Raw genomic sequence first — 14,892 nt, forward strand, 5'->3', positions numbered from 1 at the left:
AATGCCATGATTAAACAACGCACCCTGAAGAATACCATCCGTGCCACAGGTGTCGGTCTGCACTCCGGGGAGAAGGTATACCTGACCCTCAAGCCTGCACCTGTTGACACCGGCATCGTCTTCCGCCGCGCTGATCTCGACCCTGTGGTCGAAATCGCAGCGCGTGCGGCCAACGTTGGCGAGACAACCATGTCGACGACGTTGGTCAACGGTGACGTCAAGGTCGATACGGTCGAGCACCTGCTCTCCGCCATGGCGGGCCTGGGCATCGATAACGCCTACGTCGAGCTCTCCGCCTCGGAAGTGCCGATCATGGATGGCAGCGCCGGACCCTTTGTATTCCTGATTCAGTCTGCCGGCCTGGAAGAACAGGACGCAGCCAAGAAGTTCATCCGCATCCTGCGCGAAGTGACAGTGGAGGAGGGCGACAAGCGCGCTACCTTCCTGCCTTTCGACGGGTTCAAGGTGAGCTTCGAGATCGACTTCGATCACCCGGTCGTCAGCGGCCGGACCCAGAGCGCCAGTGTCGATTTTTCCAGCACGTCGTTCGTGAAAGAAGTCAGCCGTGCCCGCACCTTCGGTTTCATGCGGGACATCGAGTACCTGCGCAAGCATAACCTTGCGTTGGGCGGCAGTGTGGAAAACGCCATCGTGGTAGACGAGACAGGCGTGTTGAACGAAGACGGCCTTCGCTATGAAGACGAATTCGTGAAGCACAAGATTCTCGACGCCATCGGTGACCTCTACCTGCTGGGCAACAGCCTGATCGGCGAGTTCAAGGGCTACAAGTCCGGGCACGCGCTGAACAACCAACTGTTGCGCAAGCTCATTGCTGAAACCGATGCCTGGGAAGTGGTCACTTTCGAAGATGCCAGCACGGCACCGATCTCGTACATGCGCCCTGTTGCGGCCGTGTAAGTTCGAACACTCTCTAGTTCATTAAGGCCACCTTCGGGTGGCCTTTTTTATTTCAGCCTTTATCCCGGGCGTGGCTGGCAAGGCGTTCCAGGGCAGCGCGCAACTTCGGGTCGGCAATCCCCTCGGCGGTATCGCGAAGGCTTTCGGCGGCATTGCTCGACAGCGCCGCAGCATGCCCGCCACGCTTGGCAGGCACCAATGGCGGTTGCACCTTGTACAAGATGCGCCGCAGGTTGCCGAACGCTTCCATGGCCTGCAATTCGCGCATGAGGCGCTTTTGCTGATAGCGCAAGCGAGTAGCCCAATGGCCGTCGGTAACCACCAGCAACAATACGCCATCACGCCACGATGCCACGTGGCAGTGCTCGCGGGCAGCCGGTTGCAGCTGGCTTTCCAGCAGGCGCTGCAGGTGTTCCAGGCGTTCGGCCTGGTTCAGCAGCAGGCGCAGCGGGCGCACCTGGCGCAGCAGGGCGGACGGTAGCTGGGCAGGGGAGGGTTTGTAGGCCATGGTGGTCGCAGGAGGTTACAAGAGCGGCAGTTTAACACCTCTGTTGCCTGCACCGGCCTCTTCGCCGGTACAGACCACGCAAGGTAAGACTCATTCTCGATACGTTTCATCTTGCTGAGCCTTGAACTCAGGGAAAATGACCCTATCTAAGAAACGCCCCTGCCAAAACGCTGTATCAGCATCGTGGAAATCCACCACTTTCCTCACCATCGTTTCCGGGTAGAATGCTCGTTCGCATGCGGCCTCAGGGCTGCACGGGCGACTCATGGGGCCGCCCTCCATCCCTACGTGTGGAAGATCCTGCCGATATGTTTGCGCCTTTGTTAAAGAAACTTTTTGGAAGCAAGAATGAGCGTGAAGTCAAACGCATGCTCAAGACGGTGACTATCGTCAATGCCTTCGAAGAGAAGATGGTGGCCCTCTCCGATGAGCAACTGCGGGGCAAGACCGCAGAGTTCAAGGAGCGCTTGGCCAAAGGCGAGACACTGGACCAATTGCTGCCCGAAGCCTTCGCCGTCGCCCGTGAGGCCGGCAAGCGCGTCATGGGCATGCGCCACTTCGACGTGCAGCTGATCGGCGGCATGACCCTGCACGAGGGCATGATCGCAGAAATGCGCACCGGTGAAGGCAAGACCTTGGTCGGTACCCTGGCCGTGTACCTCAACGCATTGTCCGGCAAAGGCGTGCACGTGGTCACCGTCAACGACTACCTGGCCCGCCGTGACGCCAACTGGATGCGCCCGCTGTACGAGTTCCTCGGCCTGTCCGTGGGCATCGTCTCGGCCTTCCAGCCGCCGGAAGAAAAGCGCGCTGCCTACGCCTCCGACATCACCTACGGCACCAACAACGAATTCGGTTTCGACTACCTGCGCGACAACATGGCGTTCAGCCAGGAAGAGAAGTTCCAGCGTGAACTCAACTTCTCGGTGATCGACGAAGTCGACTCGATCCTCATCGACGAAGCCCGTACCCCGCTGATCATCTCTGGCCAGGCCGAGGACAGCTCCAAGCTGTACATCGAGATCAACCGCCTGATCCCGCGCCTGACCCAGCACATCGAAGAAGTCGAAGGCCAGGTCACCCAGGAAGGCCACTTCACCATCGATGAGAAGAGCCGCCAGGTCGAACTCAACGAAGCCGGTCACCAGTTCATCGAAGAGATGCTCACCCAGGCTGGCCTGCTGGCCGAAGGCGAGAGCCTCTATTCGGCGCACAACCTGGGCCTGCTGACCCACGTCTACGCCGGCCTGCGCGCGCACAAACTGTTCCACCGCAACGTCGAGTACATCGTCCAGGACGGCCAAGTCCTGCTGATCGACGAGCACACCGGCCGTACCATGCCTGGCCGTCGCCTGTCCGAAGGCCTGCACCAGGCCATCGAGGCCAAAGAGAACCTGAACATTCAGGCCGAGAGCCAGACCCTGGCGTCGACCACCTTCCAGAACTACTTCCGTCTTTACACCAAGCTGTCCGGCATGACCGGTACCGCCGACACCGAAGCGTTCGAGTTCCAGTCGATCTACGGCCTGAACGTGATGGTGATCCCGCCGAACAAGCCGCTGGCGCGTAAGGACTTCAACGACCTGGTGTACCTGACCGCCGACGAGAAATACGCCGCGATCATTGCCGACATCAAAGAGAGCATGACCCAGGGCCGTCCGGTGCTGGTGGGTACCGCCACCATCGAGACCTCCGAGCACATGTCCAACCTTCTGCTGAAGGAAGGCATCGAGCACAAGGTGCTCAACGCCAAGTACCACGAGAAGGAAGCCGAGATCATCGCCCAGGCCGGTGCGCCAGGCGCGTTGACCATCGCCACCAACATGGCCGGCCGTGGTACCGACATTCTGCTGGGCGGTAACTGGGAGGCCGAAGTGGCCGTTCTGGACAACCCGACCCCTGAGCAGATCGCCCAGATCAAGGCCGACTGGCAGAAGCGTCACCAGCAGGTTATCGAGTCGGGTGGCCTGCACGTGATCGCTTCCGAGCGTCACGAATCGCGCCGTATCGACAACCAGCTGCGTGGTCGTTCCGGCCGTCAGGGTGACCCGGGCTCCAGCCGCTTCTACCTGTCGCTCGAAGACAGCCTGATGCGCATCTTCGCCTCCGACCGGGTGAAGAACTTCATGAAGGCGCTGGGCATGCAGTCTGGCGAGGCGATCGAGCATCGCATGGTCACCAACGCCATCGAAAAAGCCCAGCGCAAGGTCGAGGGCCGTAACTTCGACATCCGCAAGCAGTTGCTCGAATACGATGACGTGGCCAACGAGCAGCGCAAGGTGATCTACCACATGCGCAACAGCCTGCTGGCGGCCGAGAACATTGGCGATACCATCGCCGAATTCCGCAAGGAAGTGCTGGACGCTACCATCAGCCAGCACATCCCGCCGCAATCGCTGCCCGAGCAGTGGGACGTGGCCGGCCTGGAAGCTTCGCTGTCGAGCGATTTCGCCATGAAGCTGCCGATCCAGCAGTGGCTGGATGAGGACGACCACCTCTACGAAGAGACCCTGCGCGAGAAGCTGCTGAGCGAGATCACCAGCGCCTACACCGAGAAGGAAGACCAGGCCGGCATCGACGCCCTGCGTACCTTCGAGAAGCAGATTCTGCTGCGCGTGCTGGACGACCTGTGGAAAGACCACCTGTCGACCATGGACCACCTGCGCCACGGCATTCACCTGCGCGGTTATGCGCAGAAGAACCCGAAGCAGGAGTACAAGCGCGAGTCGTTCACCTTGTTCCAGGAGCTGCTCGAGTCGATCAAGCGCGACACCATCCGCGTGCTGTCGCACGTTCAGGTGCGCCGCGAAGACCCGATCGAAGAAGAAGCCCGCCTGCGCCGCGAGGCCGAAGAACTGGCCAGCCGTATGCAGTTCCAGCATGCCGCCGCGCCAGGCCTTGAAAGCGAGGAGTTGAACGAGGAGGGCGCCGAAGTGGCCGTGGCCGCAGCGCCGGTGCGCAACGACCAGAAGCTGGGCCGTAACGAGCCATGCTGGTGCGGTTCGGGCAAGAAGTTCAAGCATTGCCATGGTCAGATTGAATGATCTGATCCACTCGCAGTAACGTGACACAACCGGGGGCCGCTTTGCGGCCCTTTCGCGACACAAGGCCGCTCCTACAGGCATCACGACGCCCCTGTAGGAGCGGCCTTGTGTCGCGATGGGGCGCGAAGCGGCCCCGCTTTTTGCAATCAACCGAATTTTCTAGGAGCGCTCTAATGGCTGTTGGTCTTGGTCCTTTGCCCACCCTGCACCCGGTTCCGGGTTTTGAACTCGGCATCGCTTCTGCCGGCATCAAGCGCCCTGGGCGCAAGGATGTGGTGGTCATGCGCTGTGCCGAAGGCTCCAGCGTCGCTGGCGTGTTCACTCTCAACGCCTTCTGCGCAGCACCGGTGATCCTCTCCAAGCAGCGTGTTCAGGGCACTGTGCGTTACCTGCTGACCAACACCGGCAACGCCAACGCCGGTACCGGTGCACCGGGCCTGGCCGCTGCCGAGCGCACCTGCGCCAAGCTCGCCGAGCTGACCGGCGTGCCGGCCGAGTCGGTATTGCCGTTCTCCACTGGCGTAATCGGCGAGCCGCTGCCGGTCGAGAAGATCGAAGGCGCCCTGCAGGCCGCCCTGGACAACCTGTCGGAAAACAACTGGGCTGAAGCTGCCACGGGCATCATGACCACCGACACCCTGCCCAAGGGTGCCAGCCGCCAGTTCCAGCACGATGGCGTGACCGTGACCGTGACCGGCATCAGCAAAGGCGCCGGCATGATCCGCCCGAACATGGCCACCATGCTCGGCTACATCGCCACTGACGCCAAGGTCGCACCCAAGGTGCTCAAGGACCTGATGCTCGACGGCGCCAACAAGTCGTTCAACCGCATCACCATCGACGGCGACACCTCGACCAACGACTGCTGCATGCTGATCGCCACCGGCAAGGCCAACCTGCCAGAAGTCACCGAAGCCAGCGGTGCGCTGTTCGAAGCCCTGAAAAAGGCGGTGTTCGACGTGTGCATGGAGGTGGCCCAGGCCATCGTCCGTGATGGCGAAGGCGCCACCAAGTTCGTCACGGTGCAGGTCAACGGGGGTGGTAACCACCAGGAATGCCTGGACGTCGGTTACGCCGTCGCTCACTCGCCGCTGATCAAGACCGCACTGTTCGCCTCTGACCCCAACTGGGGCCGCATCCTGGCCGCCGTCGGCCGTGCGGGCGTGCCGGAGCTGGATGTCAGCCTGATCGATGTGTACCTGGACAACGTCTGCATTGCCAGCCAAGGCGGGCGCAGCCCGAGCTACACCGAAGCGCAAGGCTCTGCGGTCATGGCCCAGGAAGAGATCACCATCCGCATCGAACTGGGCCGTGGTGCGTGCAGCGAAACCATCTGGACCACCGACCTGTCCCACGAGTACGTGAAGATCAACGCCGAATACCGCACGTGATTCAATTGGGGCCGCTTTGCGGCCCTTCGCGGCACAAGGCCGCTCCTACACCGGTCTGCGCTGTACCTGTAGGAGCGGCCTTGCGTCGCGAAGGGCTGCGAAGCAGCCCCAAAACCCCGACAAATGGAGCCGAACCATGAGCTATCACCTGATCATCGGCGACAAGCTGTATTCTTCCTGGTCGCTACGCGGCGCCCTGGCCCTCGAACTGGCCGGCGTCCCCTACGAAGAAACCCTGATCAAACTCAACCAGCCCGACACCCGTCAGCGCCTGCTCGCCTACTCCGCCACCGGCAAAGTGCCGCTGCTCAAGACCGAGCATGGCGTGATCTCCGACTCCCTGGCCATCGCCGAATACCTCAACGAACGCCACCCCGAAGCGCAGCTGTGGCCTGCCGACGTGGCCGCCCGTGCCCAAGCCCGTTCGGCTTGTGCGCAGATGCACAGTGGCTTCTTCGCCCTGCGCGGGGCGATGCCGTTCGACCTGTCCCGTGACCAGGCCCTCGAGTCTGTGCCGCTGGACGTGCAGATCGACATCGACCGTATCGTCGCGCTGTGGTCCGAATGCCGCCTGGTCGCCAAGGACACGGGCCCGTTCCTGTTCGGCAAGCCGACCCTGGTCGATGCCTACTTCGCCCCGGTGGCCGTGCGCTTGCGCAGCTACCGCGTCGAAGTCCCGGCAGAGGCGGCGGCTTACATCGAGACTATTTACCAGTGGCCGGCGTTCAAAGCCTGGCAGCAGGCTGGCCTGGCGGAGCGCGAAGGGTGAAACGCATTCATGTAGCAGCAGCGGTGATCCGCGGTGCCGATGGCCGCATTCTGATTGCGCGGCGGGCAGATACCCAGCACCAGGGCGGCCTTTGGGAGTTCCCAGGTGGCAAGGTGGAAGAGGGCGAAAGCGTCGAAGCGGCGCTGGCCCGTGAGCTGCGCGAGGAACTGGGTATCGACGTGACCCGGTCGCGGGCGCTGATCAAGGTCAGCCATGACTACCCGGACAAACAGGTGCTGCTGGACGTTCGCGTTGTCGAAGCGTTCACCGGTGAACCCCATGGCGCCGAGGGCCAGCCTTTGGAGTGGGTAGCACCGCGCGACCTCGCGCAGTACGACTTCCCTGCCGCCAACAGGCCGATTGTTGCCGCTGCACGGCTGCCGGATCAGTACCTGATCACGCCGGAGGGCCTGGAAGTGCCGCAGATGCTCAAGGGTATCCAGAAGGCCGTGGCCAACGGTACCCGGCTGATCCAGCTGCGAGCGCCGGACATGTACGACCCCAAGTATCGCGATGTGGCGGTGGATGCGGTCGGCCTGTGCGGTGGCAAGGCCCAATTGATGCTCAAAGGGCCGCTGGAGTGGCTGGGCGACTTCCCGTCGGCCGGCTGGCACCTCACGGCTGCGCAGTTGCGCAAGTATGCCGCCAAGGGGCGGCCGTTCCCTGAGCACCGCTGGTTGGCGGCGTCCTGCCACAGTGCCGAAGAGCTGGCATTGGCCGAGCAGATGGGGGTCGATTTTGTCACCTTGTCGCCGGTGCAGGCGACCCAGACGCATCCTGAAGCGGTGCCTTTGGGGTGGGAAGCGGCGCAGCGGGCGATTGCAGGTTTCAGCCGGCCAGTGTTCTTGCTGGGTGGGGTAGGGCCGGGTGATCGTGAGCGGGCATGGGAAGCGGGCGCGCAGGGTGTGGCCGGGATCCGGGCGTTCTGGCCTGAGATCTGAGTCGCTTGTGATTGGGGCCGCAGTGCGGCCCATTCGCGGGCAAGCCCGCTCCCACAGGTAACTGCGCAGGCTCAGACCTTGTGAGGGCCCGGTGGGAGCGGGCTTGCCCGCGAATGGGCTGCGTAGCAGCCCCAGCACGCTCAGCCTTCAGGCTTCGGCGCAGGCTGCCACAGCACCTCGGCAACCCCCTGCCGCCGCCCAATGATCCGCGCTGCCACAAACAACAGATCCGACAGCCGGTTGATATACGCCAACCCAGCACCCTCCAGCGGCTCCAGCGCATTCAGCTGCTGACACCGCCGCTCCGCACTGCGCGCCAGGCACCGGCACACATGCGCCTGCGCCACCAACGCCGAACCACTGGGCAGGATGAAATTCTTCAACGGCCCCAGCTCTTCGTTCCACACGTCGATTGCCGCTTCCAGCCGCTCCACCTCGGCCTGGTTCAATGCCTGGTAACTGGGCATTGCCAGCTCGCCACCGAGGTCGAACAAGCGGTGCTGACAGGGCGCAAGCACATTGCTCACTTCGTCCAGCCCCTGCTCAGCCAGGCCGGCGAGCAGCACCCCTAACTGACTGTTGAGGCTATCCACCTCGCCGATGGCTTCGATACGCGGGTGGTCCTTGGGCACCCGGCGGCCGTCGCCCAGGCCGGTTTCGCCTTTGTCGCCAGTGCGGGTGTAGATCTTCGACAGGCGGTAGCCCATGTCATGCCTCCGTGGTGTTTGGTGCCGTCGCTGCCGGCTGGCCGAGGGGCAGGCGCAAGGTGAAGCAGGTGCCCTGGCCGGGCGTGGACTGCACCTCCATCTGCCCCTTGTGGTTGTTGGTGATGATGAAGTACGAAACCGAAAGGCCAAGGCCTGTGCCCTGGCCGATCTCTTTGGTGGTGAAGAACGGCTCGAAGGTGCGCTTGCGCACCGCTTCAGGCATGCCCACGCCGTTGTCTTCGACCTGGATCTCGGCCCAGGGTGGGTTGAGCCGGGTGCGCAGGGTGATGCGCCCGGGGTCGCAGGGTTGCGGGCGCAGGTGGATGGCCTGGGCGGCATTTTTCAGCAAGTTGAGCAGCACTTGTTCCAGCTCGTTGGCGGTGCAGGGCACTGGCCCAAGGTGTGGGTCGAACTGGCGGACAATGGCCTGGCCCTTGAAGTCAAAGCCAATGGTGAGGTCGAAGTCGTTGCTGGCGATTTCCACAGCCTGGTCGATCAGCGCTGGCAGGTCGCAAGGCGCCAATTGGCGGTTGCTGCGGCGGCTGAAACTGAGCATGTGGGTGACGATTTTGGCCGCCCGGGCGCCAGCCTGTTGAATGCCGTCGAGCAGTTGTGGCACTTCGCGGCTTTCGAGGTAACGGTTGACGGTGGGCAGGTCGATGCCCAGCTCTTCGGCCTGCTCCTGGTTGCGCGGTAACTCCGGGGACAGGCGCCGACGGATATTCTGCACGTTATGCAGGATCGCCCCCAGCGGGTTGTTGATCTCGTGCGCCATGCCCGCAGCCAGGCCGCCCACCGAGAGCATCTTTTCCGATTGCACCATCATTTCTTCCAGTGACAGGCGCTGGGTAATGTCGTCGATGCGGATCACCACGCCGCGGCCGCCGCCGCCCATCAGCGGATAGAACGTCAGGGCGTAGTGGCGCAGGTCCTCACCTTTGGGCCAGGTCACCCGTTCGATTTTCGCCACCCGGTGTTTCTCCACGGTTTCCTTGAGCTGCGGCAAAAACGGTTTGAGCGGCTCGAAAGCGATGAAGATCGGCTGGTTCAGCGCCTCGTCCAAGGGTGTTCCGGAGAGCACCGTGGCCTCGTGGTTCCACTGGGTGACGTAGAGCTGCTCGTCGAGGGCGATCAGCGCCGAGGGCATGGAGTCGATGATGCTGTTGAGGTAGTTCTGGAAGCCTGTGAGTTTTTTCTCGATCTTGCTGCGCACCTGGACTTCCAGCTCCAGCTTGCGGTTGGTGTGGCGGGTTTCTTCGGCCAGGCCCTGGGCCTGGTCATAGGCGGTCTGGAATTCGTCGCGGGTGCGCTTGAGCTGCTGCTCGCGGGCCTCGATGCGCGAGAGCATGGTGTTGAAGGCCTCGGCCAGGCTGCCGATTTCGTCATCGTTGCCGCGGCGGGCACGCAGGGCGTAGCTTTCTTCGCGGGTGACCTGGCGGCTGAGCTCTTCGAGCTGGTTGATCGGCTGGGTGATCAGGCGCTTGATCTGCCGCGCAACGACGATCCACAGCAGGATGCTGAACACCAGGATACCGAGGCTGGCACTGAGCGTGCCGGTGTAGAAGGCGGTCGGCAGTTCGCTGCTGGCCACCAGCAGCAGGTGGGCAGGTGGGTCGGCTTCGCGGGGGATGCGAATCAACTGCGTGCTGCGAAATTCCATCAGGCGCCAGCCGTCGATGTTGCGAAAGCGCTTGGGCAACGCCAGCGGTTCGCCGTGCTGCAGCTGCGCCAGCATGCGGCCGTCACCGCCGTAGACGGCGGCGGCGCGCAGTGGCATGTAGCTGTCCAGCTCCTTGAGCAGGGCATTGGCGCTGTCTGCGCTGTCGCCGGCACGTGCCGACAGCTGCGGGTTGGCGATCAGCCGGCCGATGGTCTGCAGCGCCTGGGGCGCCATGCTCTCCTGGGTGATCCAGTAGGCGGCGCTGATGAAGGTCAGGTTGGCCACCAACAGAATGGTCACCAGCAGCACCAGCAGGGCCGCCAGCAGCTTTTGCCCGACCGGGAGGTTTTCCAGGCGTTGGCGCAGGGTCATGGGCAAGGCAGTGTCCGTATCCGGTTGAAAGGGCCAGCGTCAGGCGCTGGGCAGGCCGCGTGCCTGCAGGTTATCGACCAGTCGCTGGTGCAGGCGTTCCAGCTCCGGCAACGCCACACCATGCCGCTCGGCGGCGCGGCACACATGGCCGAGCAGGTAATGAACCTCGGTACGTCGGCCTGCGCGCACGTCCTGGTACATGGAAGAGTAGTTGGCGGCGGTGGCGAGGATCACCCGTTGCACTTCTTCGTCCAGGTCCTCGGCAGCCTGGGGTTGGCCACAGCTGTGCAGCAGCTTAGCCAGCTCGTCGCACAGGGCGGTCACTTCGGCCAAGTGCTCCAGCAGGCCGCCATTACGACACTCATGCAGCACGGTCAGCGGGTTGATCGCGCAATTGAGTGCCAGCTTGCGCCACAGCCGGGTGAGGATATCCACGGTCCATTCGGCCGGGATACCGGCATCGTGCAGGTCATCGAACCACGCCGGGATCCCGGGTTTGAGTGGGTCACCCAGCCAGTTGAAGCCGTGGCCGGCGAAGCGCACCTGCCAATCGCCCTCGCGGAACGCCCCTTCGGTGCTGGAGGCGAAGATGCAACGGGCATGGGGCACCTGGTCGGCGACCTCGTCCTGGCTGCCCAGGCCGTTCTGCAGCAGCACCAGCTCTGCGCCTTCGGCCAGCCGCGGTGCCAGGCGCTTGATGGCCGGCGCCGCGTCGTACGCCTTGCAGGCCAACAGCAGGCGGTGAATAGGGCCATGGGCGTCGGCCGTTTCGGCGGGGATCGCGTAATGCCTGGAGGTGTCCTGCTCGAACAAGGTCAGGCCGCCCACACGTTGATAGGCCTGCAGCCGCTGCTCGTCGCGCAGGATCAAACGTACCGCCTTGCCGGCGCGCGCCAGGCGGCAAGCCCACAGGCTGCCCAGGCTACCCGCGCCGAGAATATGCCAGGTGCTGCTCATATGCGTTTCGCAACCCGTTATAATGAGCCCGCATTTTAACCATCTAACTCAGCGTGCTCCATCTTCAGGCCGAGCGCGCTTTTATTTTTGGAGAATACCCATGCCTTCGTTCGACGTGGTATCGGAACTGGACAAGCACGAAGTGCAGAACGCTGTAGACAACGCCGTCAAGGAACTCGATCGCCGTTTTGACCTCAAGGGCAAGGGCAGCTTCGAGTTCAAGGACAAGGAACAGACCGTGCTGCTGACCGCCGAGGCCGAATTCCAGCTCGAGGCGATGATCGAGATCCTGCGCGGTGCGCTGGTCAAGCGCAAGATCGATGTCAAATGCTTGGAAACCAAGGATGCCTATGCGTCCGGCAAAGAAATGAAACAGGAGGCCAAGTTCCGCGAAGGCATCGACAAAGAGCTGGCGAAGAAGATCGTCGCCCACATCAAGGATGCCAAGCTCAAGGTCCAGGCTTCCATCCAGGGTGAGCAGGTGCGTGTCACCGGCAAGAAGCGTGACGACCTGCAAGAAGCGATCGCTGCCCTGCGCGCCAAGGAATTCGACATGCCGCTGCAGTTCAACAACTTCCGCGATTGATCGAAGCGTCACCAGGAACCTCGATGGCGTAATGATGTCCATGGGGGCCGTGGCCGCGGAAATGCCCGCGGCCAGTTTTACCGTGCACATGCCGTTCGGCATCAGGAGATGAACATGGATTTGAACGCTGAAGTCGATCAGCTGGTCCGCCAATCCCAAGCCTGGGTCCCGTTGATCATGGAGTACGGCAGCCGCGTGTGCCTGGCGTTGCTGACCCTGGCCATCGGCTGGTGGGTCATCAACAAGGTCAGCGCGCGCCTGGGCAAGCTGGTCGGCCTGCGCAATGCCGACCTGGCATTGCAGGGGTTCATCAGCACCCTGGCCAATATCATCCTGAAGATCCTGCTGTTCGTCAGCGTGGCGTCGATGATCGGCATCGAGACCACCTCCTTCGTTGCGGCTATCGGTGCTGCCGGCCTGGCCATTGGCCTGGCGTTGCAGGGTAGCCTGGCGAACTTTGCCGGCGGTGTGTTGATCTTGATGTTCCGCCCGTTCCGCATTGGCGATTGGATTGAAGCGCAGGGTGTCAGCGGCACCGTGGACAGCATCCAGATCTTCCACACCGTGCTGCGCACCGGTGACAACAAGACGGTGATCATGCCTAACGGCAGCCTGTCCAACGGCATCATCACCAACACCAACCGCCAGCCGACCCGCAAAGTGGTGTTCGACGTGGGCGTGGATTACGAGGCCGACCTGCAAAAGGCGCGCAACGTGCTGCTGGAACTGGCGCAGGACCCGCGTGTGCTGGCCGACCCTGCACCGCAGGCGGTGATTTCGACGCTGGGCGACAGTTCGATCACCGTGTCGCTGCGTATCTGGACCAAGACGTCCGACTATTGGGATGTGATGTTCATGCTCAACGAGCATGCCCGTGACCGGTTGAAGGCCGAGGGCATCGATATTCCGTTTCCGCAGCGAGTGATTCGTGTGGTGCAGGAGACGGCTACCCAGTAACACTGCTGTTCAAATAAGCCGGGGCCGCTGTGCGCCCCATCGCCGGCAAGCCGGCTCCCACAGGTTCAGGTTGTCATCTAACTGTGTGGGAGCCGGCTTGCCGGCGATGGGGCGTGCAGCGGCCCCGGTTTTTTCCACCTCATTACACTTGTTCACAGCTAAACCCCGCCACTTCTGGCATATAGCCTGACCCCACCTGCCTCTACCCGAAGCTCACCATGAAACCACTGCTGTACATCACCCCCCTCCGAGCCTTGCTGTTTGGCCTCACCCTGGCCCTGTTCGAGTTGCTCACTTACCTGGCCAGCGACGCGGTCATGCCGGCCATGCCGGTGGTGGTCGGCGACCTGAACGCCAGCCCCGAATACATCCCCCATGCCCTGAACCTGTACCTGCTCGGTGGCGTGGTCCTGCAGTGGCTGATCGGCCCCCTGGCAGACCGCTATGGCCGTCGCCCGCTGCTGTTGGGGGGGTGTGTGTTCTTTGGCGTGGCGTGCCTGGCGACCTTCTGGGTCCATGACATCGGCTTGTTCAACTTGCTGCGCCTGTTGCAGGGCATCGGCCTGGGCTTTGTGGTCACGGTCAGCTACCCGGCCCTGAACGAGGCGTTCAGCGAAGCGGACGCGGTGCGCATGATGGCCCTGCTGGCCAACATCGCCCTGCTGTCGCCGCTGCTCGGCCCGCTGGTGGGGACCTTGCTGCTGCAATGGCTGGACTGGCGTTGGCTGTTCGTGGCCTTTGCCATCGGCGCGGTGCTGGCCTGGGTGCTGCTGTACCGCTTGATGCCGGAAACCCTGGGTGTGGAGCGGCGCGATGGTTCGCGGCTGCCGTTCACCCCAATTCACCTGCTGCCACTGTTGTCCGGCTACGGCCAGTTGCTGGCCAACCGCCGCTTTGTTGCCGGCAGCGCAGCCCTTGGCCTGGTCGGCTTGCCTTTGATTGGCTGGATTGGCCTGTCGCCGGTGCTGCTCATCCATGATGAGGGGCTGAGTACGATGGAATATGCCTTGTGGCAATTGCCGGTGTTCGGCGGGCTGATCATGGGCAACCTGATCATCAACCGCATTGCCGACCGTTATCCGCTGCCAGCCCTGGTGCGTGGCGCACTGTGGCCCTACCTGGCAGGCCTGTCGTTGATGGTGCTGGCGACTTGGTACTGGCCGACGGTGACCAGCGTGGTCGCTGGCATGTCGCTGTACGCGCTGGGGTTGGGTGTGGCCAACGCCGTGCTGTACCGCATGACGCTGTTCTCCAGCGAGCAGAGCAAGGGGCTGGTCTCGGCCATGCTGGGGATGATCACCATCGCCTTGCTGGGCCTGGGTGGGGCACTGCTGGCGATGATCGGGGCAGGTGCCAGCCTGCTGCACTTTGCCTTGGCAGCCAGCGTGGCGGGTGCGCTGGCGCTCTGGCCGTTGTGGTTCGTGGTGGGTGGCCGGCCTGGGGAAGGGGCGGTGGCTCAGTAGTTTTAGTTACCTGTACTGGCCTCTTCGCGGGTAAACCCGCTCCCACAGGGATAGCGCAAGGCTCAGGGCCCGTGCTGAACCTGTGGGAGTGTGGCGGGTGCGCTGGCGCTTTGGCCGTTGTGGTTCGTAGTGGGTGGCCGGCCTGGGGAAGGGACGGTGGCTCAGTAATTTTAGCTACCTGTACTGGCCTCTTCGCGGGTAAACCCGCTCCCACAGGGATAGCGCAAGGCTCAGGGCCCGTGCTGAACCTGTGGGAGTATGGCGGGTGCGCTGGCGCTTTGGCCGTTGTGGTTCGTAGTGGGTGGCCGCCCTGGGGAAGGGGCGGTGGCTCAGTAGTTTTAGCTACCTGTACTGGCCTCTTCGCGGGTAAACCCGCTCCCACAGGGATAGCGCAAGGCTCAGGGCCCGTGCTGAACCTGTGGGAGTGTGGCGGGTGCGCTGGCGCTTTGGCCGTTGTGGTTCGTGGTGGGTGGCCGCCCTGGGGAAGGGGCGGTGGCTCAGTAGTTTTAGCTACCTGTACTGGCCTCTTCGCGGGTAAACCCGCTCCCACAGGGAAGGCGCACTGCTCAGGTGGAGTGCTGAGGGGGGGGGGGAGGGGGGGGTGCGCTGGCGCGGGGGG

General features: G+C 63.1%; 12 protein-coding genes. 8 read left to right on the plus strand and 4 right to left on the minus strand.

Going from position 1 to position 14,892, the window contains the following annotated elements:
* The first annotated feature begins 6 nt into the window (after nt 1-6).
* Nucleotides 7-918: a UDP-3-O-acyl-N-acetylglucosamine deacetylase gene (gene lpxC / locus OO306_RS10390; protein ID WP_027594021.1), complete on the plus strand. Its 912-nt coding sequence runs from the start codon at nt 7-9 to the stop codon at nt 916-918.
* Between the two features lie 52 nt (nt 919-970).
* On the opposite strand, the gene OO306_RS10395 is transcribed toward lpxC, so the two are convergent.
* Nucleotides 971-1,426 carry a DUF721 domain-containing protein gene (locus tag OO306_RS10395; RefSeq protein WP_027594022.1) on the minus strand — a complete coding sequence of 152 codons (456 nt, stop codon included), beginning with the start codon at nt 1,424-1,426 and terminating at the stop codon, nt 971-973.
* A 308-nt stretch (nt 1,427-1,734) separates the two neighbouring features.
* Here OO306_RS10395 and secA point away from each other — a divergent pair, with 308 nt between their 5' ends.
* The 4 genes from secA to OO306_RS10415 all read left to right on the plus strand — a co-directional run bounded on the left by secA (nt 1,735) and on the right by OO306_RS10415 (nt 7,571).
* Nucleotides 1,735-4,470: a preprotein translocase subunit SecA gene (gene secA / locus OO306_RS10400; RefSeq protein WP_265968568.1), complete on the plus strand. Its 2,736-nt coding sequence runs from the start codon at nt 1,735-1,737 to the stop codon at nt 4,468-4,470.
* A gap of 173 nt (nt 4,471-4,643) precedes the next feature.
* The gene (gene argJ / locus OO306_RS10405) at nt 4,644-5,861 is read left to right on the plus strand and encodes a bifunctional glutamate N-acetyltransferase/amino-acid acetyltransferase ArgJ (protein WP_027594024.1); all 1,218 of its coding nucleotides are present in this window, start codon (nt 4,644-4,646) and stop codon (nt 5,859-5,861) included.
* Between the two features lie 136 nt (nt 5,862-5,997).
* Nucleotides 5,998-6,630, plus strand: a complete 633-nt coding sequence (locus OO306_RS10410; protein WP_265968569.1) for a glutathione S-transferase family protein — start codon at nt 5,998-6,000, stop codon at nt 6,628-6,630.
* A complete protein-coding gene (locus OO306_RS10415) occupies nt 6,627-7,571 on the plus strand; it encodes a Nudix family hydrolase (RefSeq protein ID WP_265968570.1) in 945 nt (314 codons plus the stop codon). Before OO306_RS10410 ends, OO306_RS10415 begins: the two co-directional genes overlap by 4 nt.
* A gap of 140 nt (nt 7,572-7,711) precedes the next feature.
* Here the strand turns inward: OO306_RS10415 and OO306_RS10420 are convergent, their stop codons facing one another.
* From OO306_RS10420 to OO306_RS10430, 3 genes are read right to left on the minus strand one after another with little or no spacing between them, the layout of a single operon-like run.
* Complete coding sequence (locus OO306_RS10420; protein WP_265968571.1) at nt 7,712-8,278, minus strand: cob(I)yrinic acid a,c-diamide adenosyltransferase; 567 nt, start codon at nt 8,276-8,278, stop codon at nt 7,712-7,714.
* Between the two features lies 1 nt (nt 8,279).
* Entirely contained in the window at nt 8,280-10,310 is a 2,031-nt protein-coding gene (locus OO306_RS10425; RefSeq protein WP_265968575.1) for an ATP-binding protein, read from the minus strand.
* A gap of 39 nt (nt 10,311-10,349) precedes the next feature.
* Nucleotides 10,350-11,267: a putative 2-dehydropantoate 2-reductase gene (locus OO306_RS10430; RefSeq protein ID WP_265968572.1), complete on the minus strand. Its 918-nt coding sequence runs from the start codon at nt 11,265-11,267 to the stop codon at nt 10,350-10,352.
* A 100-nt stretch (nt 11,268-11,367) separates the two neighbouring features.
* On the opposite strand from OO306_RS10430, the gene OO306_RS10435 reads away from it, so the two are divergent.
* The 3 genes from OO306_RS10435 (at nt 11,368) to OO306_RS10445 (ending at nt 14,273) form a co-directional block, all read left to right on the plus strand.
* Nucleotides 11,368-11,853 carry a YajQ family cyclic di-GMP-binding protein gene (locus OO306_RS10435; protein ID WP_027594030.1) on the plus strand — a complete coding sequence of 162 codons (486 nt, stop codon included), beginning with the start codon at nt 11,368-11,370 and terminating at the stop codon, nt 11,851-11,853.
* Between the two features lie 114 nt (nt 11,854-11,967).
* Complete coding sequence (locus OO306_RS10440; protein ID WP_027594031.1) at nt 11,968-12,810, plus strand: mechanosensitive ion channel family protein; 843 nt, start codon at nt 11,968-11,970, stop codon at nt 12,808-12,810.
* 218 nt (nt 12,811-13,028) lie between these two features.
* Nucleotides 13,029-14,273 (plus strand): MFS transporter, encoded by a 1,245-nt coding sequence (locus OO306_RS10445; protein WP_027594032.1) that lies wholly within the window; start codon nt 13,029-13,031, stop codon nt 14,271-14,273.
* The last annotated feature ends 619 nt before the right edge of the window (nt 14,274-14,892 follow it).

Source organism: Pseudomonas sp. DCB_AW (assembly GCF_026240895.1).
Classification (GTDB): domain Bacteria; phylum Pseudomonadota; class Gammaproteobacteria; order Pseudomonadales; family Pseudomonadaceae; genus Aquipseudomonas; species Aquipseudomonas kermanshahensis.

Excerpts from the sequence above, each read along its gene's own strand:
- OO306_RS10420 (WP_265968571.1), bottom strand. The coding sequence starts at position 8,278 with ATGGGCTACCGCCTGTCGAAGATCTACACCCGCACTGGCGACAAAGGC.
- OO306_RS10440 (WP_027594031.1), top strand. The coding sequence starts at position 11,968 with ATGGATTTGAACGCTGAAGTCGATCAGCTGGTCCGCCAATCCCAAGCC.
- OO306_RS10425 (WP_265968575.1), bottom strand. The coding sequence starts at position 10,310 with ATGACCCTGCGCCAACGCCTGGAAAACCTCCCGGTCGGGCAAAAGCTG.
- OO306_RS10395 (WP_027594022.1), bottom strand. The coding sequence starts at position 1,426 with ATGGCCTACAAACCCTCCCCTGCCCAGCTACCGTCCGCCCTGCTGCGC.
- OO306_RS10435 (WP_027594030.1), top strand. The coding sequence starts at position 11,368 with ATGCCTTCGTTCGACGTGGTATCGGAACTGGACAAGCACGAAGTGCAG.
- OO306_RS10445 (WP_027594032.1), top strand. The coding sequence starts at position 13,029 with ATGAAACCACTGCTGTACATCACCCCCCTCCGAGCCTTGCTGTTTGGC.
- OO306_RS10430 (WP_265968572.1), bottom strand. The coding sequence starts at position 11,267 with ATGAGCAGCACCTGGCATATTCTCGGCGCGGGTAGCCTGGGCAGCCTG.
- lpxC (WP_027594021.1), top strand. The coding sequence starts at position 7 with ATGATTAAACAACGCACCCTGAAGAATACCATCCGTGCCACAGGTGTC.
- secA (WP_265968568.1), top strand. The coding sequence starts at position 1,735 with ATGTTTGCGCCTTTGTTAAAGAAACTTTTTGGAAGCAAGAATGAGCGT.
- OO306_RS10410 (WP_265968569.1), top strand. The coding sequence starts at position 5,998 with ATGAGCTATCACCTGATCATCGGCGACAAGCTGTATTCTTCCTGGTCG.
- argJ (WP_027594024.1), top strand. The coding sequence starts at position 4,644 with ATGGCTGTTGGTCTTGGTCCTTTGCCCACCCTGCACCCGGTTCCGGGT.